The sequence below is a fragment of the Acinetobacter sp. AOR41_HL genome (assembly GCF_027854645.1).
Lineage (GTDB): Bacteria > Pseudomonadota > Gammaproteobacteria > Pseudomonadales > Moraxellaceae > Acinetobacter > Acinetobacter nosocomialis.
The window spans coordinates 55,938-81,523 of record NZ_JAKTHZ010000003.1 but is presented as its reverse complement, the minus strand read 5'-3'; the positions used below and the strand labels follow the sequence as shown (position 1 = coordinate 81,523).

The 25,586-nt window shown below is 41.1% G+C and carries 22 protein-coding genes and 3 tRNA genes; 16 read left to right on the top strand and 9 right to left on the bottom strand.

Annotation, left to right across the window (positions count from 1 at the left end; all coding sequences use genetic code 11):
- Window positions 1–47 precede the first annotated feature (47 nt).
- Window positions 48–1,367, top strand: coding sequence for an MFS transporter (locus MKL35_RS00570; RefSeq protein ID WP_032009932.1), 1,320 nt, complete (start codon window positions 48–50; stop codon window positions 1,365–1,367).
- Between the two features lie 23 nt (window positions 1,368–1,390).
- On the opposite strand, the gene pap is transcribed toward MKL35_RS00570, so the two are convergent.
- On the bottom strand, window positions 1,391–2,809 hold the full coding sequence (gene pap / locus MKL35_RS00565; RefSeq protein WP_002157012.1) for a polyphosphate:AMP phosphotransferase: 1,419 nt from the start codon (window positions 2,807–2,809) through the stop codon (window positions 1,391–1,393).
- Between the two features lie 209 nt (window positions 2,810–3,018).
- On the opposite strand from pap, the gene MKL35_RS00560 reads away from it, so the two are divergent.
- From MKL35_RS00560 to MKL35_RS00490, 15 genes are all read left to right on the top strand, one after another.
- Window positions 3,019–3,726, top strand: coding sequence for an FFLEELY motif protein (locus MKL35_RS00560; RefSeq protein WP_032009933.1), 708 nt, complete (start codon window positions 3,019–3,021; stop codon window positions 3,724–3,726).
- 148 nt (window positions 3,727–3,874) lie between these two features.
- Window positions 3,875–4,822, top strand: coding sequence for a bifunctional demethylmenaquinone methyltransferase/2-methoxy-6-polyprenyl-1,4-benzoquinol methylase UbiE (gene ubiE / locus MKL35_RS00555; RefSeq protein ID WP_002156970.1), 948 nt, complete (start codon window positions 3,875–3,877; stop codon window positions 4,820–4,822).
- 11 nt (window positions 4,823–4,833) lie between these two features.
- The gene (locus tag MKL35_RS00550; protein WP_016803966.1) at window positions 4,834–5,502 is read left to right on the top strand and encodes a ubiquinone biosynthesis accessory factor UbiJ; all 669 of its coding nucleotides are present in this window, start codon (window positions 4,834–4,836) and stop codon (window positions 5,500–5,502) included.
- 12 nt (window positions 5,503–5,514) lie between these two features.
- Window positions 5,515–7,134 (top strand): ABC1 kinase family protein, encoded by a 1,620-nt coding sequence (locus MKL35_RS00545; protein ID WP_002156982.1) that lies wholly within the window; start codon window positions 5,515–5,517, stop codon window positions 7,132–7,134.
- 120 nt (window positions 7,135–7,254) lie between these two features.
- Window positions 7,255–8,568 (top strand): FAD-dependent oxidoreductase, encoded by a 1,314-nt coding sequence (locus MKL35_RS00540; RefSeq protein WP_032009935.1) that lies wholly within the window; start codon window positions 7,255–7,257, stop codon window positions 8,566–8,568.
- A 26-nt stretch (window positions 8,569–8,594) separates the two neighbouring features.
- Window positions 8,595–8,993, top strand: coding sequence for a VOC family protein (locus MKL35_RS00535; RefSeq protein ID WP_032009937.1), 399 nt, complete (start codon window positions 8,595–8,597; stop codon window positions 8,991–8,993).
- 162 nt (window positions 8,994–9,155) lie between these two features.
- Complete coding sequence (gene hisIE / locus MKL35_RS00530; RefSeq protein ID WP_032009939.1) at window positions 9,156–9,929, top strand: bifunctional phosphoribosyl-AMP cyclohydrolase/phosphoribosyl-ATP diphosphatase HisIE; 774 nt, start codon at window positions 9,156–9,158, stop codon at window positions 9,927–9,929.
- A 9-nt stretch (window positions 9,930–9,938) separates the two neighbouring features.
- Complete coding sequence (locus MKL35_RS00525) at window positions 9,939–11,441, top strand: UvrD-helicase domain-containing protein (protein WP_032009941.1); 1,503 nt, start codon at window positions 9,939–9,941, stop codon at window positions 11,439–11,441.
- Window positions 11,442–11,464: 23 nt separating this feature from the next.
- A complete protein-coding gene (locus MKL35_RS00520; protein ID WP_032009944.1) occupies window positions 11,465–12,847 on the top strand; it encodes an AAA family ATPase in 1,383 nt (460 codons plus the stop codon).
- A 314-nt stretch (window positions 12,848–13,161) separates the two neighbouring features.
- The gene (locus tag MKL35_RS00515) at window positions 13,162–16,011 is read left to right on the top strand and encodes a monovalent cation/H+ antiporter subunit A (RefSeq protein WP_032009945.1); all 2,850 of its coding nucleotides are present in this window, start codon (window positions 13,162–13,164) and stop codon (window positions 16,009–16,011) included.
- Window positions 16,008–16,376: a Na+/H+ antiporter subunit C gene (locus MKL35_RS00510; RefSeq protein ID WP_000624229.1), complete on the top strand. Its 369-nt coding sequence runs from the start codon at window positions 16,008–16,010 to the stop codon at window positions 16,374–16,376. Before MKL35_RS00515 ends, MKL35_RS00510 begins: the two co-directional genes overlap by 4 nt.
- Window positions 16,376–18,187 (top strand): monovalent cation/H+ antiporter subunit D, encoded by a 1,812-nt coding sequence (locus tag MKL35_RS00505; RefSeq protein WP_002156993.1) that lies wholly within the window; start codon window positions 16,376–16,378, stop codon window positions 18,185–18,187. Before MKL35_RS00510 ends, MKL35_RS00505 begins: the two co-directional genes overlap by 1 nt.
- Window positions 18,188–18,189: 2 nt before the next feature.
- The gene (locus MKL35_RS00500; RefSeq protein WP_032009946.1) at window positions 18,190–18,717 is read left to right on the top strand and encodes a Na+/H+ antiporter subunit E; all 528 of its coding nucleotides are present in this window, start codon (window positions 18,190–18,192) and stop codon (window positions 18,715–18,717) included.
- A complete protein-coding gene (locus MKL35_RS00495) occupies window positions 18,714–18,989 on the top strand; it encodes a monovalent cation/H+ antiporter subunit F (RefSeq protein ID WP_002053531.1) in 276 nt (91 codons plus the stop codon). Before MKL35_RS00500 ends, MKL35_RS00495 begins: the two co-directional genes overlap by 4 nt.
- 12 nt (window positions 18,990–19,001) lie before the next feature.
- Entirely contained in the window at window positions 19,002–19,406 is a 405-nt protein-coding gene (locus tag MKL35_RS00490) for a Na+/H+ antiporter subunit G (RefSeq protein WP_002157026.1), read from the top strand.
- Window positions 19,407–19,462: 56 nt separating this feature from the next.
- Here MKL35_RS00490 and MKL35_RS00485 read toward each other — a convergent pair whose 3' ends face one another.
- The 8 genes from MKL35_RS00485 to secG form a co-directional block, all read right to left on the bottom strand.
- Complete coding sequence (locus MKL35_RS00485; RefSeq protein WP_002157043.1) at window positions 19,463–19,864, bottom strand: ribosome-binding factor A; 402 nt, start codon at window positions 19,862–19,864, stop codon at window positions 19,463–19,465.
- Entirely contained in the window at window positions 19,864–22,563 is a 2,700-nt protein-coding gene (infB, locus tag MKL35_RS00480) for a translation initiation factor IF-2 (RefSeq protein ID WP_002156968.1), read from the bottom strand. The genes MKL35_RS00485 and infB overlap by 1 nt, the downstream gene beginning before the upstream one ends.
- Window positions 22,564–22,573: 10 nt before the next feature.
- Entirely contained in the window at window positions 22,574–24,058 is a 1,485-nt protein-coding gene (nusA, locus tag MKL35_RS00475) for a transcription termination factor NusA (protein WP_002156952.1), read from the bottom strand.
- Window positions 24,059–24,095: 37 nt separating this feature from the next.
- A complete protein-coding gene (rimP, locus tag MKL35_RS00470; protein WP_270912538.1) occupies window positions 24,096–24,620 on the bottom strand; it encodes a ribosome maturation factor RimP in 525 nt (174 codons plus the stop codon).
- 215 nt (window positions 24,621–24,835) lie between these two features.
- Window positions 24,836–24,912, bottom strand: a tRNA-Met gene (locus tag MKL35_RS00465).
- Between the two features lie 88 nt (window positions 24,913–25,000).
- Window positions 25,001–25,077: transfer RNA gene (locus MKL35_RS00460), tRNA-Met, on the bottom strand.
- A gap of 38 nt (window positions 25,078–25,115) precedes the next feature.
- Window positions 25,116–25,200: transfer RNA gene (locus MKL35_RS00455), tRNA-Leu, on the bottom strand.
- 56 nt (window positions 25,201–25,256) lie between these two features.
- Entirely contained in the window at window positions 25,257–25,586 is a 330-nt protein-coding gene (gene secG, locus MKL35_RS00450; protein WP_002156913.1) for a preprotein translocase subunit SecG, read from the bottom strand.

Here is a 25,586-nt window from a genome sequence, read left to right as displayed (position 1 = left end):
AGTCTATTATTCAGTTTACAATGCCAAATGAAATACGGAGAGCCATTGTGGAATATGGACAATCAACATCCCGTTTACGTGCCATTTTTAATGTGACCAGTGGCAACTTCCTAGAACAATATGACTTTTTTCTCTTCGGTCTGTATGCAAAAGCGATAGGTGAAACTTTTTTCCATTCTGATAGCAGCTACGCCGCACTAATGAAAACTTTTTTGGTATTTGCCGTTAGTTTTTTAATGCGACCAATTGGCGCACTCGTCTTAGGTCCATATGTCGATCGAATTGGACGCCGGAAAGGATTGATGGTCACCTTAAGTATTATGGCAATTGGCTCATTGTTAATTGCACTAACACCTGGATATGCCACTATCGGCTTTGCAGCCACTGTCTTAATATTTGTTGGCCGTTTAGCCCAAGGTTTCTCAGCTGGCGTTGAGTTAGGTGGTGTTTCGGTTTACTTATCTGAAATTGCGGAACCACATAACCGTGGTTTTATTACCAGTTGGCAATCTGCCAGCCAACAAGTTGCTGTAATTTTTGCTGCTACATTAGGCTATTTAGTCAGTCTAGCCTTTACAAAAGCTCAAGTTGATGCCTGGGCTTGGCGTATTCCATTTTTTGTCGGCTGTGCAATTATTCCGTTTATATTCTGGTTACGTAAATCCTTAGCCGAAACTGAAGCTTTTTCATCTCGAAAAGAGCATCCAACTACTAGACAAATTATGTCAACGCTTGCAGCGAATTGGAAAATTGTAGTTGTTGGAATGTGTATGGTTGCAACAACCACAACCATGTTCTATTTCATTACAGTTTATACCCCAACTTATGGAAAAGAAGTCCTACACTTAACAAGCACAGAAAGCTTATTTGCAACAGTGATGGTGGGAGCAAGTAATTTTATTTTATTACCTATTGGTGGTTATTTATCAGATAAAATTGGCCGAAAGCCATTATTAATCACCACAACCATTTTAATTTTTGTAAGTGCTTATCCTTTATTAAGTTGGCTAACTCAAAACATTAGTTTGGGACACATGTTACTTTCACTACTATGGCTATCTCTGCTCTATAGTTTCTATAACGGCGCATTGGTCGTTTCCCTAACTGAAATGATGCCAAGCTCCGTAAGAATTGCTGGTTTTTCTGTAGCGTATAGTCTTGCCACTTCTATATTTGGTGGGTTAACACCTATGATTGCCACATATCTTGTACAAGAATCTGGCAGCAAAAGTATGCCTGCTTTCTGGTTAATGTTTGCCGCAATCATTAGTTTGATTGCAACGCTTATTGTATTTCGCAATCGACAAACTCTTGCTACAAAATCCTCTTCAATTGAGGATCAATTTGTACAACCAACAGTTCAATAATATTCAAACAGTTAAAGGAGACATTAGTCTGCCTTTAACTGTTTTAAAATCGCTCTTAACACTTCTAAACGCGCAGTATATTTATCATCAGTGGCAACAATATGCCAAGGAGCATATTCGGTACTGGTTCGTTCAAACATATCTGCTGCTGCTTTTAAATAATCATCCCATTTGTCACGATTACGCCAGTCTTCTGCGGTAATTTTAAAGCGTTTATGCGGTGTCTCTTCTCTGGCTTTAAAACGTTGTTCTTGCTCATCTTTACTAATCGCTAGCCAAATTTTTACCACAATCGTTTGGCTATCAAATAAATCTTTTTCAAAGCGATTAATTTCGTCGTATGCTCTTTGCCATTCCAAAGGTGACGCAAAACCTTCAACACGTTCTACTAGCACTCGGCCATACCAAGTACGGTCAAAAATGGTAATTTTTTCGGCTTCATTAATGCGGTTCCAAAAACGCCACAAATAAGGATGCCTTGCTTCGAAACGTTCAGGTGCTCCAATACAATGAATATCATATTCACGTGGGTCTAGATTTTTGACAATTCGCTTAATGGCACCCCCTTTGCCCGAAGCATCCATTCCTTCAAAAGCAATCACAAAATTACGTTTATCAAAACGCATGGTATCGGCAATTTTTTTGCTGAGTTTATCGAGCTCTTTTTTGTACTCAGCTTTATCAAGCTGTTCTTGAGCAGGTTTTAATAAACTCTCGGGAATCTTGGCCTGCTGCCATTTCCCTTTGACTTCACTTTCATGTTCAGGTAGCTGACGCATATGTTGTAAAAGATACTGAGCAAAAAATTGATCGCGCTGTTTTTCATCTTCCCCATCAATAATGTACCAATCGTCGGTAAAGCGGCGGCGTAACTTTTGCAAAGTGTCATATTGTTTTTTATTACGCCAGTCTAGGCCGTGGAGTTTATGCCAATGTTGTTCAGAAGGGTCTATTTTATCTAAACGTTTTTGCAATGATTTCCAAGAAAGATCAAACCAGACTTTAATCACATCGACATAATTATTTTTTAGGTCTTGTTCAAATGAACGCATATTTTCCACATATGCATCAAAACGTGCCTCATCCAAAGGCTCTGACACATGCGTCGCGGTAACCAACAAGTCACTATACCAATTGCCAAACATCACCACAATTTGGCCCTCAGTCGGAATAAACTCTGAATATGACTGCCAAAAAGCTTCTGTATCTGTCAGCACACGCGGTGCATCTGCTTTTACCCTTAAATATCTCGGATCTAACCATTCTCGAAGCTGTTTAACAGCCTCACCTTTTCCGGCCAGTTCGATGCCACTCATTAAAATGAGCGTACTTTTAGCATTTTTTTTACCGCGACTATCTTTTAAAGCATATTGTGCTTCAATCAAATCGACCGAAAGCTGTTCTTCGTCTCGAATTTCAAATTTTGGTTGTTGTTCACTCATAGTCCACTGCTCTAATCTTTTATTGTTTAATTTCGTTGTTATTTAACTTATGCGCTTAGATGATGAATTGCTATACAAATTATGTCATTGCAGCAAAATTCTGTCTAAAAATTGACGCATAAATCATTTTTTTTACATCTACTCGCCATAGTAGAAGGTTACAATGCCTTTTATGATTTTTTGCAAATAGCCCAATATTAGAGCCTTAAATGTCTAAACTCGCTGCTTTTGATGATCTTTTACAACAATATAAAACATTTAATTATCACGATAATCCAGTGCTTGCCCAGCGTTTGCAAGATGTACAAACATGGTTAAAAGAGCGGATGAAAGAAACGCATCACGACTTTTTTAATCTGCCAGAGCACAAGCTCATGTCAGAGTATTTTTTAAACCGTTTATATGGTGGCCCAGAGTTTGATGCGCTTGCTGCACAAATTGAACGATTATTGAAATATGCCCATAAAGCAGAAAAAGTCCTACCTGAAAACGCAATTAAAACAGGAACAAAGTCGGTAAGTTTGGCTGTACTTGCCACGCAACTTGATGAACAAGTGGCTATGCAGCTTCTTGAAGACTACCCAGCAGATACAGTACTCACTGATGAGATCATGCGTTTAACCTTAATCAAGCTTGATCAGGCCGAAGCCCGTTACCAGCAACTTGCCCTTCTTGATGACTTAGGGATAGCACTCGATAAATACATGCGTTCATTTATGATGTTCACTGCTTTTAAAATGTGTAAAGGTATTGCACAAAAATATCACTTCGAATTGATGTATGATTTTATTCAAGATGGTTTTACCGCAATGAAACCATTAAAATCAGCAGAGGCTTTTATTAAGAATTTTACGGAAAAAGAACGTCAGATTGTTGAAAAAGTACATTCAGGACATCCGAATCCGTTTAGAGTGTGATAAGGTCGGCACATAGAAAAAACTCAACCTCGCGAAGTTGAGATTTTATTCATTATATTTGCATGATGATGCCTGTAAAAATAGACAAAATCTGTCATTATGCAGAACTTATTCCGTTTCACTTGAGTTTGAGTCTAGGAGAGACAATATGTCTAACGAAAACCAAAAGCCAACATCTCCAACTGAGCAGGCACAAAGTTCAGACAAAGTTAGCCCATTCCTAAGCTCACCTTTACCGCAAGGTACCCCTCAAGGGCAACAACAAACTTTACAGCAAACCTTAACAGATACACCTGTTAGCGGTTCTGTACCAAAATATAATTTACCACGTGGTGCAGGCAACACTGGCAACGTTGGTGAAACAACTCACTTTGGTTACTCAACAGTTCGAACCGAAGATAAAGCTCAAAAAGTTGCTGAAGTTTTTCACTCGGTTGCAAGCAAATATGACCTTATGAATGACTTGATGTCATTTGGTATTCACCGTTTATGGAAACGCTTTGCAATTAACATGTCTGGTGTTCGCCGTGGTCAACACGTGTTAGACATTGCTGGTGGTACAGGCGACTTAGCAAAAGTATTTAGCCGTGAAGTTGGTCCTCAAGGTCATGTGGTACTTTCAGACATTAACGAATCTATGCTGAATGTTGGCCGTGACCGTCTGATTGATGCAGGCTGTACCAATGTCGATTTCGTACTTGCCAATGCTGAAACTTTAGAACCTTTTGCAGATAACAGCTTTGACCTTGTTACCATTAGCTTTGGTCTACGCAACGTAACGGATAAAGATGCTGCGCTTGCTTCTATGTTCCGTGTACTTAAACCAGGTGGTCGTTTACTGATTCTTGAGTTTTCTAAACCAGTATTTGAGCCTTTTTCAAAACTTTATGACCTCTACTCATTCACCGCTTTACCGATTATGGGTAAATTGGTTGCCAATGACTCAGAAAGTTATAAATATTTGGCTGAATCAATTCGTATGCATCCAGACCAACGTACCTTAAAAGGCATGATGGAAAATGCTGGCTTCCAGAACTGTGACTATCACAACCTGACTGGCGGTATTGTTGCTGTTCACCGCGGTTTCAAACTGTAAGGGATAGCGATATGTGGTCGATTCTAGCACTCGGTGCAGTCGAACGTATCATTCATCATCTGATCGATCTGGATGCATTAACCCGCATTCAGCTCAATCAGTTACAGGGCAAAATGTTGCGTGTTGTCATCGATAGCCCGCAGCTTTCTGTCGATGTATTCTTTGACCAAGAAAAAGTACGTCTTGAACCTACTGCAACTGGGCACAGCGAAAAACCTTCTATTTTTGAACAACGCCCTTTTGATCCGCAATTTAAAATTTCTGAAGCAACAGCTACTTTACATGTCAAAGATGTTGTTGAACTCATCAAACTATTGGTGAGCGATCCCGACCAGATTGGTAATATCCCGCTACAAGGTGACTATCATCTATTACAGGATATTCAAAAAATTATGCAGCAGGCTGAACCTGATTTAGCTGCGCATTTATCAAAATGGGTTGGTCCTCAACTCGCTCATGAAATTGGCAAGATTCAACTTGCACCCAAGCATCTAAAACGCTCTCTTCAAAGCCATCTATTTTTCGCTGAAGATGCTTTAAAAGAAGACAGCGGTTTATTTGCCCCACGTTGGGAAATGGACGATTTAAATCAAGCTACGCGTAAGCTTAATCAAGATATTGACCGTCTTGAAGCTAAATTACAGCAGCTCAATGCACAACTACAACCCACTCAAGACTAGGTAAGACCGTATATGATTCCGCACGTTTCACGTTTACTCGAACTTTGGCGTATTGCAGCGCACTATAGACTCGATACGTTGTTCCCTGCGGATGAACTACCAGTTAAAGCTAAACATGCATTAAATATTATTAAAATGCATCCAGCAGCATGGTCGAGTCGTGAACGCAAGAATCCTTTAAAGCTTAAAGAAGCTTTAGAAGACATGGGACCACTTGCAATTAAGCTTGGGCAGTTACTGTCAACTCGACGTGATTTGATTCCACCTGAAATACTCGCTCAATTGGTTTTACTTCAAGATCAGGTGAAACCTTTTGATAGCAATGTTGCCAAACAACGTATTCAAGACTCTTTAAAAGCAGACGTAAATACACTATTTGCTCGCTTTGATGACCAACCCCTTGCTGCTGCCTCAATTGCACAAGTTCATACAGCGGCACTACATGATGGCCGAGAAGTTGTTGTAAAAGTCACTCGTCCAGATATTCGTAGCCAGATTTTACAAGACTTTGAAATTTTGGCATGGCTAGGGAATACGCTAGAAAGCCGCCTTGAAGCTGCTCGTGCATTGCATCTCAGCGAAATTATTCAAGACTACCGCCAGATCATTTTAAATGAGCTGGACTTGAGTATTGAGGCAGATAACACTCGTCGTATGCGCCATTACTTCACTGGTTCGACCATGATGTATGTGCCAGAAGTCTACATGGACACCAAAGATGTTATGGTGGCTGAACGTATTACTGGTGTGCCTATTTCAGACACGGCAACCTTTGACCGTTTAGGCATGGACCGCGCACAACTTGCAGAAAAAGGCTTAACGATTTTCTTTACGCAAGTATTCCGCGATAACTTTTTCCATGCCGACATGCATCCCGGTAATGTCTTTGTAGAAACCATCAACCCAAGCAATCCACGCTTTATTGCACTGGATTGTGCGATCATGGGTGAGCTTTCTAAGCATGACCAAATGACGGTTGCCCGCATGTTGCTTGCTGTCATGAACAGCAACTTTATGCAGCTTATTCAAATTGTGCATCAAGCTGGCTGGATTCCACCGGGTACCGATCAAGACGCTTTAGCACGTGAGATGCGCCGTACTGTTGGGCCAATGGTGTCTAAACCAATGGATCAACTTGATTTTGCAGGTATCTTAATTCAAGTGATGGACATTGCCCGTCGCTTCCATCTTGAGATTCCACCACAGCTCATGCTGCTGCTCAAAACTTTAGTGCATGTAGAAGGCTTAGGTACGGACCTTTATCCGCAACTCGACATCTGGAAATTGGCAAAACCTATTTTGACAGAATGGGTTAAGTCCAACATGAACCCAGTCAAAAATGTAAAAGAACTTGGCCAGCAATTACCTGACTTGCTTTTAGGCGCTCAAGATTTCCCAAGCTTAATTATTGATAGCTTAAATGGTTTAAAGAACCAATCTGCTTGGCAGGACCGTCAGTTACGTGAAATTCAGCAACTTCGTTTGCAAATGGAACATCAACAGCGTCGTAGCTGGATGTTTGGCAGTACCATGCTGATTTTACTAACCATTGCCATTATTAGCCCTTGGTTTGTTTCCATTATTTTAATTGTGCTGAGTAGTTTACTAGCGCTTTGGCGTGTGTTGAAATAACTTCCAAGTCCCTTGCCCTCGCAAGGGATTTTTTATGCCTAAACTTTAATTTAAAAAAATATAGATCGTTTATTCGTTCATTGCTAAATTGAAGCTGTAAATGCTTGAAAAGAACAAACAATGAAAACACCTCATTTTGCCATTGTTGGTGCAGGTACAGCAGGTTTAGCCACTGCCATTTTGCTCGCCCGTGAAGGCAACAACGTTACTATTTTTGAACAAGTTGATGAGTTATCCCCGGTAGGTGCTGGGTTATTACTACAACCCGCGGGCTTAGCTGTATTTCAACATTTAGGTGTACTCGACAAAGCCTTAACCTTAGGTGCGAGAGTCACAGGCCTAGAAGGGCAACTTCCGGACAAGCGTCTTTTAGTTAACAGTCACTATCACGAAGCATCAGCAAATCTTTATGGTTTAGGTATACACCGTGCCACTTTGTGTCATGTACTCACTCAAAAGCTTAGCGAGTATTCAAGCCAGATTACTTGGCATATGAACCATTCTGTTGAAAAATTTGAAGAACATAACGAAGAGGTTCGAATATCCGGAACTCATCAAAACCAAAAGTTTGATGTATGCTTTGATGGCCTACTCATTGCCAATGGTGCTCGTAGTCAATTACGCCCTAAAGCATGGGTAAAAGTCGACCAAGCCTACCCTTGGGGTGCGGCATGGAGTATCGTACCTGAGTGCCAAGTTCTCGATTCTGAAATTCTGCATCAATTTTATGATCGCTCGAAAATTATGATGGGAATTCTTCCTACAGGAGCGATTCCAACCGAACCTCAACAGCGCCTTTCAAGTATATTTTGGAGCTTACCTACCACACAATTACAAAGCTTTTTGCAAGATGAACAAGCTAAACAGACTTGGTTAAAGCAAGTCTCAGAACGTTGGCCTACAGTTGCAGAGTGGCTCAAAGAAATTTTGTATAACAGTCAAACTCAGCCCAAATGGTTATCTGCCAACTACCGTGATGTCGTCATGACTCAATTTGGTCAAGGTCGAATTGGGGTAATTGGAGATGCAGCTCATGCAATGAGTCCTCAGTTAGGACAAGGCGCAAATATGGCATTATTAGATGCTTGGGCTTTTTCTCAATCATTGCGGCAAGCTCAAAAGAACCAAAATATTAATTGGTCCCTGCTCTGGCAGCATTATCACCAGCTTCGCGGTTCATCTACCCAGTTTTATCAATTTCTTAGTCGCTTACTAACACCACTATATCAATCTGACCATTGGTGGGCGGGAAGTTTAAGAGATCTAGTTTTCCCTTGGATGTATCAAATTCCTTATTTTCGAAAAGAAATGGCAATTACGATTTCAGGCTTAAAGACAGGGCCATTCCAACATTTTGAATATGATCAAATAGCTCAATTACCTAAAGAAAGCAGTGCGTTTCATTTAAAAAATGAATCTCTGTCTGACTATTAACCCATCCAAATGATAGTGAATAGCATATGAAAATCAGCCATCTTGATCATCTTGTTTTAACTGTTGCCAGTATTGAGAATACATGTAATTTCTATCAAACCGCGCTGGGGTTTAAAGTCATTACCTTTAAAGGTGATAGAAAGGCTCTACAGTTTGGAAATCAAAAAATAAATTTACACCAGCAAGGTAACGAGTTTGAACCTAAGGCATTACAGCCAACTCCCGGATCTGCCGACCTGTGTTTTATTTCAGATACTCCCATTTCAGAAGTGGTTGCACACCTTAATCAGTTAAATATTCAAATTGAAGAAGGCCCCGTTGAACGTACTGGTGCAATGCACCCTATCCTTTCAGTTTATGTTCGCGATCCAGATCAAAATTTGATTGAGATTTCAAATATTATAACGACTCAGCCACCTAAATAGGCTCTTCATAAGTAAGAAGTGCAAGCTATTCATTACGTTGACAAAGACAAAAAGAACAAAGAATTTTTCCGCAAAGTGGCGTTGATGCCGTACACTATACAAGCTATTTTTTAGCATCTGACAGAAATCAATTTATAGTTCATATTTCTTTGGTGATTCCTCATGAATAACACGCAATGGCTCGATGAAGTAAAATTTAACGAACAAGGTCTTATCCCTGCCATTGCTCAACATCATCAAACCGGACGTATTTTGATGGTAGCGTGGATGAACCGTGAATCACTTGCGCTCACAGCAGAAAAAAATCAGGCTGTATACTTCTCTCGTTCTCGCCAAAAACTCTGGCACAAGGGTGAAGAATCAGGCCATTTCCAAACAGTTTATGAAATTCGTCTGGACTGCGATGGTGATGTAATCGTTTTACAAGTTGAGCAACACGGCGGTATCGCGTGCCATACAGGTCGTGAGTCTTGTTTCTACCGTAAACTTACCCCACAGGGCTGGGAAATTGTCGATGCACAATTAAAAGACCCTACTGCAATTTATGGTGACAAAGCTAAAACTGAAAGTCACGATCATGCTCACACGACTGAACAAGTTGATGTGCTTGCTCACTTAGGGCAATTGATGCAAGAGCGTAAGCAAGTAGAAGCAGACACTTCATATGTTGCAAGCCTCTACAAAAAAGGCATTAATAAAATCTTAGAAAAAGTTGGCGAAGAAAGCGTAGAAACTATTATTGCTGCAAAAGACTACGCTGCTCAAAATACAGAAAGCAATTTAAATGACTTGATTTATGAAACTGCCGATTTGTGGTTCCATAGCATTGTCATGTTGGGTTATTTCGATCTTAATCCACAGCTTATTATTGACGAATTAGCTCGTCGTCAGGGTTTATCTGGTTTAGTTGAAAAAGCTAACCGCAATAAGGTTTAAAATCACTCAGTGTCGAATATCGAAAAACCTAAAGCCACCTATGAGCAAGCAATCGCCATAGATACCGCACGTCTTGGGCAATCATTTAAAGTGATTGCCTATGCGGGTACAGGTAAAACTACTACCTTACAAATGATTAGTGATGCCATGCCTGAACGGCGTGGAATGTATTTGGCATTTAACAAAGCCATTGCAGGCGAAGCTCAGAACAAATTTCATCGCAATGTAGACTGCCGTACTTTTCACTCACTCGCGTTTCGTAGTGTGCCACGTGGTGTGACTGATAAATTACGCTTACCTCGCTTAAGTCCAAGTTTTATTGCCAAAGAATATCGACTAGAACCGATTACCTTACGACGCATGATGGGTGGACGTTATGAAAAATACGTCTTAATGCCAAGTCGTCTGGCGAGTCTTGTTGCCAATGCGGTGAGCTATTTTTGTTCAACGAGTTCTCAATATCCTGCTCCTCGACATATTCAGGCGCCAAACTGGTTACATCCAGACGATATTACTGAGCTACAGACCCACCTTTACCCTGCTGTAGAACGTCGCTGGTTAGAGTCCATCGACCCAAATCATCAGGCAGGAATTGGTCACGATATTTATCTGAAGCTTTGGGCATTGTCTGAACCTAACATTCCTGCCGATTATGTCTTATTTGATGAAGCACAGGATGCTGACCCTTTAATGTTGGGTATTTTGCTTCGTCAAAAAAGTACGCAGGTTATTTATGTAGGCGATGCACATCAGCAAATCTACGCGTGGCGCGGTGCAGTAAATGCCATGCAACAGCTGCCTTTGCCAGAGTCTCGCCTCACCACTTCTTTCCGTTTCGGAGAGGCAATTGCCGATGTCGCCAATGCTTTGCTAGGTGGCTTAAATGAGACAGTTCCTTTACTTGGTAATCCGAACCAAAAATCAAGTGTCGTTAATAAGCCTCATACCAAAATGCGTGATGCGATTTTATGTCGTACTAATGCTCGCGCAATGGAGCTGTTATTGGCAGGCTTGGTACACGGCGATAAAGTAAGCTTGCAGGCAGATCATCAAAAATTAAACCGTTTTGTAGATGCTGCAAGCCTCTTGAAGCAAGGAAAACGGGTCACGGATGTTCCGGAACTGGCTTGGTTCAATTCATGGCATGATGTTCATGAATACTGTGAAACCAATGAGGGAAGTGATATTAAACCATTGGTTAAACTGGTGGATGATCACGGTACCGATCCACTGAAAAAAGCACTTGCAAAGATTACCCCACTTGAGCAAGCTGACTATGTCATCTCGACTGCCCATAAAGCAAAAGGACTAGAGTGGAACCGCGTCCATATTGAAGATGATTATCAATTTAAAATTAATGGTTTAGAACACAAGATTACAGATGAGGAATTAAGATTACTTTACGTGGCCTGTACTCGTGCTAAAGTAAGTCTAAACATCCATCATCTTTATGATCTGATACAACAATTAAAAGTAAGGGCGCCTTTAAGTCTTCGTAAGTCGGTTGGTTGAAGCGCTCATAATTAGGTGAGCCTATGAGACTTCAATCCATCCAATTTAAACATGTTGCTCTGTTTCATGACCTAAAGATCCAGTTTCAATATGATAAGCAACCGATTACTTTAATTTTAGGTGAGCAGGCAACCGGTAAAAGTATGCTACTTAAGCATATTTATCATACTTTAACGTGGTTTCCTGCGCGTCTTAAAGATGTCCGCACTCCGGGTGTTGTCATGCCCGATCAAGACATTACTCATTCTCGTTTACAATCTAAAATAGAAGTGAGTATCCATATTCCTTCAGAGTTCGGGCAATTACCTGAAACTACATCTGCACAGCAAACCGACACATCCGTTTGTAGTTGGAAACTATTTAAGACCTTAAATGCAACTGGTGTGGGTATTAGTCAAGTTGAAACTCAGCAGCTCGATCAAACTGTTACGCTTTATCATCAAGTCACCAGAAAAGACCCGCTTCAAGGACTTCCTCTACTTGCCTATTACCCATCTGAACGATTTGTTAACGATATAAATTTACTCAATAAAAACCTTCCAGGTATTACTCAGTCTATTTCTGCTTATGAAATTAGTTTAATCCCGTTTACAACTTTTACTCGCTTTTTTGAATGGTTACGTGAAATTAGCGATATTGAAAATGCGCAAGCAGCGCAGGTTGTACAACGAATTATTTCAAAACAATCTAATCCACAAAATCAGGAAGAACTTTTACATCAGCTTCAAATCGAATTGGCAGGGCAACCTAAACAGCTTCCTTCACCAAATCTATATGCGCTTAAATCAGCGTTAAAGATTATATTTCCAGAACTTGAAGACCTTTACCTACAATATCATCCACGGCTTCAACTCATGGTACATTACAAAGGTGAAGCTTTAGCATTTCAACAACTTTCCAATACCACAAAAACATGGATCGCACTCGTAGGGGATGTTGTACGCAGACTTTGTTTGCTCAACCCACTCAGCTTAGATCCTTGCCTTGAAGGCGAAGGAATTTTATTAATTGACCAGATCGATTCACAACTAGATGCTCAACATTGTTCAGAAATTTTAAATCGACTTCATCAAGCATTTCCGCGTTTACAAATCATAGTGACTGGGAGCCGTGAAGAATTACTTGAGCATGCGACTGCTTATCAATGTTTTAAATTAGAATATGGCAAAGTAGGTCAACTTGATTTAAATACGACTCAGCAGCAGCTCGAACACCTTTATACCCTCTTGCATCGAGATGAAGCTTTAGCACCACATATAGATACTTTGCCACCTGATACTGAACCTACAACAGCCCAGATCGACAATTTGTACCAACAAATTCAAAACTTAAATGAACAACAAAAAAATGAATTATTACGTATGATTCATGCAGGAGATACTTCGGAAGAAACCTCATCTCTGTAGACGTTATTATCCATATAGCTCAATTTTTATAATAAAAACCGGATTCGCTAAATATACGATGAAATCTGTTTTTTGAGCTGAAAAATCACTAGATGTTGTTACCACATGTAATAACATCAGATTTTTAATGATTTTTTAGTGTACAATAAATTTCATTTTGCGTTTTTATTATTCAAGTTGCGCAATACAACTTGTTTCTCGCTTTATTTTTCTAATTTGGTCGGGTTTTCAGAATATAAGCTTTGGAAATCTCTTTGAATTCCTATCTATTCTGAAATGAAAATTTCACCTTTAGGCTTCGGTCTAAATTATATATGGATACGAGTGTGCTACCGATAATTATCTTATTACCGTTAATATTAGGCACCACCCTTGTTTCATTGCTTCAACGGTTTTCACGTGGAGTAACGGCTTTAGGGGCGATCGGAGTCAGTTTAACCAGTTTTGGTTTATTACTGACTCAGGCTAAAACTGTGCTTGGTGGTGCAAGCATTCAACAAAGTTGGGATTGGTTACCGCAATTAGGAATTAATCTGAGCTTTAGACTTGATGCCCTTGGTTTATTATTTTCTCTTCTTATTACCGGTATCGGTACACTCATTTATATTTATGCCTATTATTATTTAGGCCCTAAAAACTCATTAAGTAAATTATATTTATTACTCATGCTGTTTATGGCAGCAATGCTGGGTATTTCCCTTTCAAATAATTTAATTATTTTATTAGTGTTTTGGGAACTTACCAGTATCTCATCTTTCTTATTAGTGGGTTACTGGAGTCATTACGAAGCTGCTCAACGTGGCTCGCGCATGGCACTTACCATTACAGGAATGGGTGGACTCGCCATGCTAGGTGGATTTGTCTTATTAGGGCAAATCACAGGAACCTATGAAATTAATGATATTGTCGGAATGAAAGAGCTCATTCAAAGTCATCATCTTTTTGTTCCGATGCTTTTGCTTATCCTACTTGGTGCTTTTACTAAAAGTGCTCAGTTCCCTTTTCATTTTTGGTTACCCAATGCAATGGCAGCACCCACCCCGGTGTCAGCCTATTTGCACTCTGCCACTATGGTTAAGGCAGGTATTTTCTTATTAGCACGTCTTGCACCTATCTTTATTGGTGCGGCACTTTATCACAACATTGTCACGTTTGTCGGCCTATTCACGCTTTGTATGGCGGCATGCTTTGCTATCTTCAAAGAAGATTTAAAAGGATTATTAGCCTATTCCACTATTAGTCATTTAGGTCTTATTGTCTGCTTGTTAGGTATTGGTTCACCTTTAGCGGTTGCCGCTGCAATTTTTCATATTATTAACCACGCAACCTTTAAAGCTGCCCTGTTTATGATTGCAGGGATTATTGACCATGAAACAGGTACACGTGATCTTAGAAAATTAAGTGGTGTTTGGCAGCTACTGCCGTTTACCGCAACGCTCACTATGATCACTGCAGCCTCAATGGCAGGTGTTCCTCTTACCAATGGCTTTATTTCTAAAGAAATGTTCTTTACCGAACTGTTAGCGAACCTTTCAGGATCGGCTGTTATTTTTGCCAGTATTATTGCGACCCTTGCCGGTATTTTTGCAGTGAGCTATTCAATTCGGTTAGTTCACGGCGTATTTTTTGATGGCCCATTGGGTAAACAAGTTCCAAATAAAAATGCCCACGAGCCGCCTATCGGCATGAGAGCACCAGCTATATTGCTCGCGACACTATGTATTTTGGTCGGTATTTTCCCTGCCCTACTGGTCGAGCCTTTAGTTAACAGTGTGACACGCGCAAGTCTTATGCAGCCTGATTTTGCAGGAACTCATCTTGCAATTTGGCATGGATTCAATGCGCCATTAGTCATGAGTATTATTGCCTTGGCTGGAGGTACGCTTTTCTATTTTGCCCTAGCAAAAGATGGCATGATTCGTAAGATCGACCTTGACCCAAGACTCGGTCGCTTACAAGGCCGTATTTTATTTGATTTATTCTTAAAGCATTTATTATTAACGAGCCGAAAAATCAAACAAAAAACCGAAAATGGTTCTTTGCAAAGTTACCTGTTTTTAATCATTGCTTTTAGCACCATCATGGTGACCATGCCTTTGCTCAATCAAGGGCTTACCACAGGTACACGTGAGCTGACTCATGCCCCATGGATTGCAGTTGTGCTTTGGCTAACCTTATTCTCAGGTTGCTGGATGATGCTCTGGTTTCACCATGAACGCATCAAAGCTGTACTCATTAGCGGTGCAATTGGTCTCGTGGTGACCATGGTGTTTGTTACCATGTCTGCACCTGACTTAGCACTTACTCAAATTACGGTAGATGTGGTTACGACTGTTCTTTTGTTGATGAGTTTGTCTTTACTACCACAGCTGACACCTTATGAATCTACTCGCTCAAGACGTTTAAGAGATGCATTTTTAGCAATTATTGGTGGCTTAGGTATCGGCTGGATTACGTGGCTCATTTTAACGCGTGACCATAATTCGATTTCATGGTTCTTTGCTCAGCAATCTTTACCACTTGGCGGTGGTTCTAACATCGTGAATGTTATTTTGGTGGACTTCCGTGGTTTCGATACCTTTGGTGAAATTACCGTATTAGGCATTGCTGCGATTGGTGCGCTATGTCTTATGGATGGCATGCGCGTACACGGTACCACCATGACACAAGGCCTCACCTACCGCTTTAACCCATCTCCGCTTATGTTCCGTATTACGGCCTCTTGGGTTTTACCTTTAGCGCTGGTGGTAAGTGTCTATATCTTTATGCGCGGACATAACTACCCTGGCGGTGGCTTCATTGCAGGTTTAATTACCTCAATGGCACTTATTATTCAGTACATTGCTTTAGGTCAAGATCAAGCAGAACAAATGTTAAAAGCACAATCTGGTCGTCTTTATGAAATCTGGATTGGTTCTGGTTTAACAATTGCGGGCTTAACTGGTATTGCCGCATGGTTCTGGGCACGTCCATTCTTAACTAGTGCTCATGTCTATGTTGAGTTACCAATTTTAGGAAAACTACATCTGGCTTCAGCAGCAAGCTTTGATTTGGGTGTGTATATCACGGTGGTAGGTGCCACTATGCTACTCATTTCTGTATTAGGAGACTCTCGCCACTCGAGTATGTCTGGTCCTGTACCTCATGGGGAGAAATCATCATGATCAGTTTAGAATTCTTACTGGCCTCTGCCATTGGGCTACTTGTTGCTACAGGCATCTATCTTATTTTGCGTGCGCGTACCTTTCCTGTTGTGTTGGGTTTAGCCGTACTAGGTTATGCGGTTAACTTATTTTTGTTTGCGATGGGCCGTCTGCAAGTCAGCTCGCCAGCTATCCTAACGGAGACCACCAATATTACAGATCCGCTTCCACAAGCGCTTGTTTTAACTGCGATCGTTATCGGTTTCGCAACCACAGCGTTTATTGTGCAACTGGCTTTACGCAGCCGTTATGAATCAGGTAGTGACCACGTTGATGCAAAAGAAGATATTTCTCCAACATACGACCCACGTGAGGATGAGCCGTGATGTTTGATTTTTTATCTTTTTGGCAAGCAAATACACCAATTTTCAGCATCCTCATCCCGGCATTTACTGGTTTTATTTTACTGCTTCTAGGCAATCCTGGCGCTGGTGCATTAAAAGAAGACTGGCGTCAACCTTGGCGACGTGGCATTAGCTTGCTCTCAGCAATCGCAGGTTTAGTCACTGCTGTTAGTTATCTGATTGTTGCTAATACAGGCCAAATTACTGTTTACCAGTTGAGCGAGTGGTCAGCACCATTTGGTATTGTGCTGGTACTTGATCGACTTTCAGCATTTATGCTGGTTTTAACCTATGCCTTAGCAGTCCCGGTTTTATGGTATGCAAGTGAGAATTGGGATACGAGAGGTCGCTATTTCCACGCTATATTCCATTTTCTTTTAATGGGCCTATGCGGAGCATTTCTTACAGGTGACTTATTCAACCTGTTCGTTTTCTTTGAAATCTTGCTTATGGCGTCCTATGTTTTGCTGTTGCATGGACAAGGCAAACCACGTTTTCAGCTTGGCGTACACTATGTCATTATCAATCTCTTAGCCTCTGCCCTATTCTTAATTGGCCTTGGTATGATTTATGGCAGTGTAGGCAGTCTAAATATGACTGACGTTTCACGCCTTTTACCAACTTTAGATGCAGATCAACATAAATTAGCAGTCGCTGGTGCCCTACTGTTATTTGTCGTGTTTGGTATTAAAGCAGCCATGCTACCAGTGGGTTTTTGGCTACCAAAAACTTATGCCGTTGCAAGTACACCTGTCGCAGCGATCTTTACCATTATGACTAAAGTGGGCATCTATGCCATTTTGCGTGTAAATGGGACTGTATTTAATGATGTACTTAGCCAAGAAATCTTTAAAAGTTGGCTTCTTCCAATTGGCTTAATTACGTCTCTATACGGTGTGGTTGGAGCAATCGGTGCAGATCGCCTTAGACGTTTTGTTGGTTTTATGGTGCTGTCTTCGATTGGTACATTATTGACTGCAATTGCTATGTCAAATACGCAAGCGTGGTCAGGGGCACTATTCTATTTAGTCCACAGTACACTGATCGGTGCTGCATTTTACTTGTTCTGTGGTTGGATGACTTCGCAACGCGGTGATTTCAAAGATCACTTAAAAATCGCACCAAGAATTAAGCAAGAAAAAGCAGCCATGCTGACTTATTTCTTAATTGCCATGATGCTCGCTGGGTTACCACCTTTTAGTGGCTTCTTTGGAAAGGTGTTTATTTTACAAGCAACTGTTGAAACAGCATATCAAGGCTGGGTAATTGGTATTGTGCTTGTGGTCAGTCTATTAAGCATTATTGCGTTAACACGTGTCGGATTTATTTTATTCTGGCGTGCCTCAGCACCAGAAGAAGATCCGATCAATCCTGCTTATATTATTTATCGGGCTTTACCTGAACGTGCACCACCACGTAATGATTCAGTGATTTATATTTTGCTTGCAGGTTTAGTGGCTTATGTCGTATTTGCTTCACCTGTGTTGCACTACACCACAAGCACTGCTCAGCAAATTCAAAATCACGCCTTATATCAGCAATCTATTCTTAAAACTGATCAAAATGGCGAAATCATTAGTGTGCAGCCTTATGATTCAACTTATTTACCAGAAACAAAATATGGTGGAGAAGTTGAAGATCATAATGCCTATCTGATACCTGACATTATTTCTAAAGACACATACAACGGTGTACATATTTCCGAATACAAACACCGCCAAATTCAGCAGCAAGAAAAATTGCAAACCCCAACCATTGCTGATGAAAGTCAACTGAAACCTATGGAGCCATAACAATGCAGCTATCTAAATTGCTTGACCGCTGGTTTCCGCATCCATTTGTTTCTTTTTTAATTATCGTTTTTTGGTTAATGCTCTCGCATAGTCTTGATGCAAGTGACCTGCTTATGGCTGTAATTTTGGGGCTTGTGATTCCTCGATTGGTTCGACCTTTTATTACTAGAACACCGCACATTCATTGGCAACCAGCAGTAAAACTATGCTTTATTGTACTGTGGGATATTATTGTTTCCAATTTTCGCGTTGCTAAACTGGTATTAGGGTCACCTAAAAAATTACATCCCAAATGGTACCGTGTTCCATTAGAAACAGAACATGAACAAGTAAATTCTTTACTCGCAATGATTATTACCACAACACCAGGTACGGTCTCTGCTGGTATTGATCAAGAGCGTGGTGACATTTTGGTACACTCGCTCAGTACAGAAAATACTGAAAGTGATGTGCAAGACATCAAACAACGCTATGAGGCTCCACTCATGGAAATTTTTGATGTGAAAAGCAAATTGGAGGACAACACATGACCATCCTACCTTATGCACTTGGCATTAGCTTGATTGCCATCACGATCTCTATGTTGCTCTGTCTGTTTCGCATGGTGATGGGACCATCAATTGTAGATCGCCTTTTAGCACTTGATACCCTTTTTCTAAATGCAACTTGTCTCATTGTTGTATTAGGTATTTATTGGACAACCACCTCTTTATTTGAAGGGGCATTATTAGTTGCCATGCTAGGGTTTGTATCGACAGCTGCTTTGGCTCGTTATTTTACAACCGGTCATGTAATCGATTAGAGGGAGGTCAAAATGCAAATTACAATGGAAATTATTGTTTCGATCTTTCTAGTTTTTGGTTCGTTCTTTATGTTAGTTGGTTCAATCGGCATGGTACGCCTACCCGATTTATTTATGCGACTACATGCGCCTACCAAATCGAGTACATTAGGACTAGGTAGCTTTTTAATTGCTTCAATGATCTTTTTTGCTTTTCAAGGTCGTTTTGGCTTTGCCGAACTTCTCATCACTCTGTTAGCTTTCATTACAGCACCTGTTTCAGCCAATTTAATTGCACAAGCAGCACTACATCTGCGTTTACGCTCATTAAGTGGTGAAGTTCCTGAAGCAATCGAACGTCCATTACCATGGGATCGCTATAAAATCGGACAACGCTTTTCACAAAACAAACCTCCGATGGAGCCTCCTCAGGAATAAAAATGTGAACAAATAAAAAAGCCACCCAAAGGTGGCTTTTTTATTTTGAGTATAAATTACTCTTCGTCATCTGACTTACGTTCCGGTAAATCTTGTACCGCTTTTTCAATAAGACCAAACATATAATTACCATATGCATTCGTCTTATCGTAATGGAAACGTAAGCGAGGCGTAATACGTGTTTTGATACGACGACTGAGTTCATGACGCAAGAAACCAGAAGCTTTATTTAATACATCTAAAGTTTCTTTATTTGCTGCTTCACTCTGCTCATCACCTAGCTCACGCCCCATAACAGTAACGTAAACTTCAGCGTATCCCATATCCGCACTGACTTTCACGGCTGAGATGGTCACTAGACCACCCAGACGCGGATCTTTTAACTCCTGACGGATTAGATCAGACAGCTCACGCTGTACTGAATCCGCCATTCGCTTTAAGCGTTGGCTACCCGCCATTAAAGACTCCGTTTAATCAATTGAACATCATATACTTCGATCTTATCTTGTACTTTGATGTCTTTATAACCTTTAACCGCAAGACCACATTCCATACCAGCACGAACTTCATCAACTACATCTTTATAACGACGTAATGATTCAAGTTCACCCTGGAACACAACCACGTCATCACGTAATACGCGAATCGGTTTATTACGGTGTAATGTACCTTCAAGTACCATACAGCCTGCTGCTGCACCAAACTTACTTGAGTGGAATACTTCACGTACTTCAGCAACACCCAAGATTGTTTCACGGTGTTCAGGAGCAAGTTTACCGCTCATGGCATCTTTCACATCATCAATCAATTCATAGATGATGCTGTAGTAACGAATATCGATACCGTCTTGGTCACTTCTCTGACGCGCAGCTGTATCAGCACGAACGTTGAAGCCTAACAATACTGCTTCTGAAGATTCAGCAAGAATTACATCAGATTCAGTAATCGCACCAACACCAGAACTAATTACACGAACTTTTACTTCATCAGTAGAGAGTTCATATAAAGCTGCATTCAATGCTTCTAAAGTACCACGTACGTCAGTTCTTAAAACAACGTTCACTGTAGGAACATCTTTTTTGCCCATTGACGACATGATATTTTCAAGACGCATTGCACTTTGACGCTCAATACGTTTTTGACGCTCACGGTCAGCACGAGCATCGGCAACTTCACGTGCTTTTTTCTCGTCATTTACAACAAGAACTTCGTCACCTGCCATTGGAGCATCTGGAAGACCCAGAATTTCTACCGGAATAGATGGTCCTGCTGATTTAATTGGCTTACCGTTTTCATCAGACATTGCACGGACACGACCATAAGATGAACCTGCAAGAACAAGGTCACCAATGTTTAATGTACCGTTTTGAACAAGAATAGAAGTTACTGCACCACGGCCTTTATCAACACGCGCTTCAATAACAACACCTTGCGCAGCACCTTCAGCAGATGCTTTTAATTCCATCAATTCTGATTGAATAAGAATTAAATCAAGAAGTTCATCAATACCTTGTCCAGTATGTGCTGAAACTTTAGCAATCGGAACATCACCACCCCATTCTTCTGGAACGATTTGTTTCGTTGTTAATTCATTTAACACACGGTCTGGATCAGCAGATTCTTTATCCATTTTGTTGATTGCAACAATAATTGGAGTACCTGCTGCACGAGCATGGTCAATTGCTTCTGCAGTTTGTGGCATTACACCGTCATCTGCCGCAACAACCAATACCACGATATCTGTTGCTTTAGCACCACGTGCACGCATTGAAGTAAACGCAGCATGTCCCGGTGTATCAAGGAATGTAATAATCCCTTTGTCTGTTTCAACGTGATACGCACCAATGTGCTGGGTAATACCACCTGCTTCACCAGCCGCAACTTTCGAACGACGGATACGGTCAAGCAATGATGTTTTACCATGGTCAACGTGACCCATAATCGTAACAACTGGTGGACGAGTTGTTTGCTCACCACGTGCTTCTTCAGCCGCTTCAAGCAAGTTATCTTCCGCCTGTGTATCAGAAACTAGAACAGGGTTGTGTCCCATTTCTTCTACAACAAGTGCAGCTGTATCTTGGTCAATAGCTTGATCTTGATTAACCAACTCACCCATTTTCATAAGTGTTTTGATAACTTCACGTACTTTAATCGCCATCTTTTGAGCAAGATCGGCAACAACAATACTTGAACCGATTTCTACGTCATAGACTTGCTTTTTAACTGGCTTTTCAAATCCATGCTTGTTTGCTTGGCTTGATTTTAAACCACGTTTGTTATGGTTAACGAAGCTTTGCTCTTCTTGACCACGACGACCACCTTTCTTACCCGCACGCGGGTTAGTAGTTGCGCCACCGCGTTTAATTTCACGGTCTTCTTGCTTAAATGAATCTTCATACGCTTGACCAACAAGACCTGAAGCAAGTGGAGAATCATCAATTACACGAATTGTGGTAGTAGCATCGTCATTTGAGTACTTAGATGCCATTTTGCGCATTTGTTCAAGCGTACGTTGCTGAGCTTCTTCAGCCGCTTTACGACGTGCAGCTTCTTCAGTTGCTTTTAACTGAGCTGTTTGAGCTTCACGCGCTTTCTTTTGCTCTAATGTTTCTGCTGGTTTTGGTGCAGGTTTTACTGTACCGCCACCACGTTTTTTCACTACAACGGCAGCTTTAGGAGCTGACTGTGCAGCGCTATCTTGTTGATGAGCAGCACGCATTGCATCTAAAGTTGCTTTTGCTTTTTGCTCTGTTTGAAGACGCGCTTTTTGCTCTGCAGTTTCACGCGCTTGTTGATCTGCACGTGCTTTAGCTTCTGCTTCTGCACGCGCTTTAGCTTCTGCTGCAATTTGTTCTGGGTTTGGTTTAGCAAAAACCTGTTTTTTACGTACTTCTACGTTAATTGTTTTTGCTTTACCTGAAGTACTTGCAACTTTAGCGGTACTGGTTGTTTTACGTTTCAACGCAATTTTTCCTGTGTTACCACTTTCCTGACCATGCACTTTTTTCAAATGATTGACTAAAGTGTCCTGTTGTTCAGTGGTAATAATGTCGTCTGCTGTACGTTGAGGCAAACCTGCTTCGCGAGCCTGTTCTAGGAGCTTCTCAACAGGACGTCCTACACTGAGAGCTAACTCTTTAATCGACTTGTCCGTCATATTTCATCTCCTAGTTAAACCATGATTCGCGAGCTTTCATGATCAATTGACCTGCTTTTTCATGATCAAGACCTTCAATATCAGAGATATCGTCAGTAGCCTGATCTGCCAAATCATCCACGGTAATAATACCGCGAGCGGCAAGCGAGTAAGCGATCTCAGAAGTCATGCCTTCCATTGTGAGAAGGTCTGCGCTCGGTTCTTGAATATTTTCTTGCTGTTTCAAAGCATCAGTAAGGGCTGCTTCTTTTGCACGACTTTGCAATAACTCAACCAATTCAGCATCAAGCTCAATTTCGTCAAAAGTTTCAGCAGGAACATAAGCAATCTCTTCTAAAGAAGTGAAGCCCATTTCTACCAATGCCATTGCTAAATCTTCTTCAATATCTAAACGTGATACAAACATGTCGAGATATTGTTGAGCTTCATTTTGCTGACGAGCACGATACTCTTCTTCAAGCATCATGTCGAGTTTGTAGCCAGTTAAATCAGAAGCTAAGCGAACGTTTTGACCTTGTGAGCCAATCGCACGAGCTAATTGATCGCTGGTTGCAAAAATAATATCGGCACTTCTTGCATCTTCATCAAGCACGATGCCTGAAACATCAGCTGGTTCTAATGCGCTAGCAATGTATTGAGCTGGATCATCAGACCAAACCACTACATCAATACGTTCACCGTTTAACTCCTGCTGTACAGCTTGAATACGCGTACCACGCATACCAATACATGCACCTACAGGGTCGATACGGTGATCATTTGTTTTAACTGCAATTTTAGCACGGACACCTGGTTGGCGTGCCGCTGCTTTAATTTCGATAATCTCTTCAGAAATTTCAGGAATTTCTTTTTTCATTAAAGCGATTAACATTTCAGGCTTAGCGCGTGATAACAATAACTGAGCGCCGCGGCCTTCACGGTTAACATTATATAAGATAGCGTTTACACGTTGCTTTGGACGAAGAATTTCTTTAGGAATCATTTCTTCGCGAGCAAGATAAGCTTCTGCGTTGTCGCCTAAATCAATGATGAAACCATCTTTGGTTTGTTTTTTCACTTCACCGTAGATTAACTCACCCACTTTAGATTCGTATGCATCAGCAACTAAAGCACGCTCAGCTTCACGGATTTTTTGTACGATAACCTGTTTTGCAATTTGCGCAGCAATACGACCAAACTCGATAGATTCAACTTCAAGTTCACGCACATCACCAATTGACCATTTCGATGGATCAACATCAGAGATCGCATCTTGGCAAGCTGGCATTTCATGATCTTCATCCGCCACTACAGTCCATTGACGGAATGTACGGTAATCACCAGTTTTACGATCAATCTCTACACGAAGCTGAGCTTCTTCAGCATGCGTACCTTCGTAAAATCTTTTCTTCGTTGCAGCAACTAGAGCTTGTTCTAAAGCCTCGAAGATCGCTTCACGACTAACACCTTTTTCATTACTAACCGTTTCTACAACGGTAAGAATTTCGCGGCCCATAAGTCACCTACCGATTTCTTATATAATTTAAATAAATTTAATCTTGATAGATCAAGTTTGCTTTATCGATATTGTTGCTGTCGATATCAAGCACATGCTTTCCTTCAACTTCAACCTTAATCTCTTCATTTTCAAGGTCTACAGCAAGGAGTTTTGCTTGAAATTTACGGCGATTTTCTACTGCTGCAATTAAACGCAAAGCAATTTGTTGTCCAATATAGCTTTGCAACTGTTCGAGTTGAAAAAATGGGCGATCCCAACCTGGTGAAGAAACTTCTAAAGAATATTCACCTGAAATCGGATCATGGACATCCAACATCGCGCCGACTTGTTGTGTAACACGTACACAATCTTGTACGCCAATACCACGACCTTGTTCTACTTCACCATTTTCATTAATCACTGGTTCAGCGTTTTCATCAACCGGTCTATCGATATAAATACGCAATAATGAACGTTTACCTTGTGGAAGGAATTCGATTCCCCACAGGTCAACACCACATGCCTGCACTGCTGGAGCAATCATGTCATACAATGCTTGGGATTTATTTGATAATTTCATTTACTCTCGTCATTCTCGTGCGATTCAATCGGTTGTTTTAACCGACACAGACCTACTATAGTGAAGCATGACTATTTGACCAATTGATGTCGACACTACACGATAGCGATACGATAACCAATAAAAAAGGGCGTTAATCGCCCCTATGTAGCACAGAAAACAATAGTCCACTGTGCAAAAAGGCCCACCTGTCTGTGAGCCTCTTTTAAGAAACTTGGTAGCGGGAGCTGGATTTGAACCAACGACCTTCGGGTTATGAGCCCGACGAGCTACCAGACTGCTCCATCCCGCATCAACGTGCAAAAATTATATACAAATATCGAAAAAAGTCAATGTAAACTTTACAATATTCGCTTGATTAAGTTGCACCTTAATCAAATTGGTAGCGGGAGCTGGATTTGAACCAACGACCTTCGGGTTATGAGCCCGACGAGCTACCAGACTGCTCCATCCCGCATCAATAAACTGCTTGCACTCAACTTTCTGGTTCAAAGTTGGTGCGGAAGGGGGGACTTGAACCCCCACGCCCGAAGGCACTACCACCTCAAGGTAGCGTGTCTACCAATTCCACCACCACCGCAGCTTGTGGGACGCATTCTAGTCCTTCCAACTGCAAAAGGAAAGCCCTATTTCGAATTATTGACCCGTTTTTGGTGCATTTGGTGAAGTTTCAGGCGATGTTGTTTGAGCTGGTGCTGTTGTTTGTACAGTTTTCAAACTATATGCCTCTGTAGTCTGTTTTTTTGCAAAAACAGCAAGAGTCAAACTCGTTACAAAAAACAATGCAGTTAAAACAGCAGTCAGGCGAGTAAGGAAGTTACCCGAACCAGATGCACCAAATACAGTTGCTGCACCGCCACCACCAAAAGAAGCACCAGCATCTGCGCCTTTACCATGTTGCACTAAAATCAATGCAATCATCAGTACAGCTAAAATAATATGTACAACAAGTACAAAAGAGTGCAT

Excerpts from the sequence above, each read along its gene's own strand:
- pap (WP_002157012.1), bottom strand. The coding sequence starts at position 2,809 with ATGAGTGAACAACAACCAAAATTTGAAATTCGAGACGAAGAACAGCTT.
- MKL35_RS00560 (WP_032009933.1), top strand. The coding sequence starts at position 3,019 with ATGTCTAAACTCGCTGCTTTTGATGATCTTTTACAACAATATAAAACA.
- ubiE (WP_002156970.1), top strand. The coding sequence starts at position 3,875 with ATGTCTAACGAAAACCAAAAGCCAACATCTCCAACTGAGCAGGCACAA.
- MKL35_RS00550 (WP_016803966.1), top strand. The coding sequence starts at position 4,834 with ATGTGGTCGATTCTAGCACTCGGTGCAGTCGAACGTATCATTCATCAT.
- MKL35_RS00545 (WP_002156982.1), top strand. The coding sequence starts at position 5,515 with ATGATTCCGCACGTTTCACGTTTACTCGAACTTTGGCGTATTGCAGCG.
- MKL35_RS00540 (WP_032009935.1), top strand. The coding sequence starts at position 7,255 with ATGAAAACACCTCATTTTGCCATTGTTGGTGCAGGTACAGCAGGTTTA.
- MKL35_RS00535 (WP_032009937.1), top strand. The coding sequence starts at position 8,595 with ATGAAAATCAGCCATCTTGATCATCTTGTTTTAACTGTTGCCAGTATT.
- hisIE (WP_032009939.1), top strand. The coding sequence starts at position 9,156 with ATGAATAACACGCAATGGCTCGATGAAGTAAAATTTAACGAACAAGGT.
- MKL35_RS00520 (WP_032009944.1), top strand. The coding sequence starts at position 11,465 with ATGAGACTTCAATCCATCCAATTTAAACATGTTGCTCTGTTTCATGAC.
- MKL35_RS00515 (WP_032009945.1), top strand. The coding sequence starts at position 13,162 with ATGGATACGAGTGTGCTACCGATAATTATCTTATTACCGTTAATATTA.
- MKL35_RS00510 (WP_000624229.1), top strand. The coding sequence starts at position 16,008 with ATGATCAGTTTAGAATTCTTACTGGCCTCTGCCATTGGGCTACTTGTT.
- MKL35_RS00505 (WP_002156993.1), top strand. The coding sequence starts at position 16,376 with ATGTTTGATTTTTTATCTTTTTGGCAAGCAAATACACCAATTTTCAGC.
- MKL35_RS00500 (WP_032009946.1), top strand. The coding sequence starts at position 18,190 with ATGCAGCTATCTAAATTGCTTGACCGCTGGTTTCCGCATCCATTTGTT.
- MKL35_RS00495 (WP_002053531.1), top strand. The coding sequence starts at position 18,714 with ATGACCATCCTACCTTATGCACTTGGCATTAGCTTGATTGCCATCACG.
- MKL35_RS00490 (WP_002157026.1), top strand. The coding sequence starts at position 19,002 with ATGCAAATTACAATGGAAATTATTGTTTCGATCTTTCTAGTTTTTGGT.
- MKL35_RS00485 (WP_002157043.1), bottom strand. The coding sequence starts at position 19,864 with ATGGCGGGTAGCCAACGCTTAAAGCGAATGGCGGATTCAGTACAGCGT.
- infB (WP_002156968.1), bottom strand. The coding sequence starts at position 22,563 with ATGACGGACAAGTCGATTAAAGAGTTAGCTCTCAGTGTAGGACGTCCT.
- nusA (WP_002156952.1), bottom strand. The coding sequence starts at position 24,058 with ATGGGCCGCGAAATTCTTACCGTTGTAGAAACGGTTAGTAATGAAAAA.
- rimP (WP_270912538.1), bottom strand. The coding sequence starts at position 24,620 with ATGAAATTATCAAATAAATCCCAAGCATTGTATGACATGATTGCTCCA.
- secG (WP_002156913.1), bottom strand. The coding sequence starts at position 25,586 with ATGCACTCTTTTGTACTTGTTGTACATATTATTTTAGCTGTACTGATG.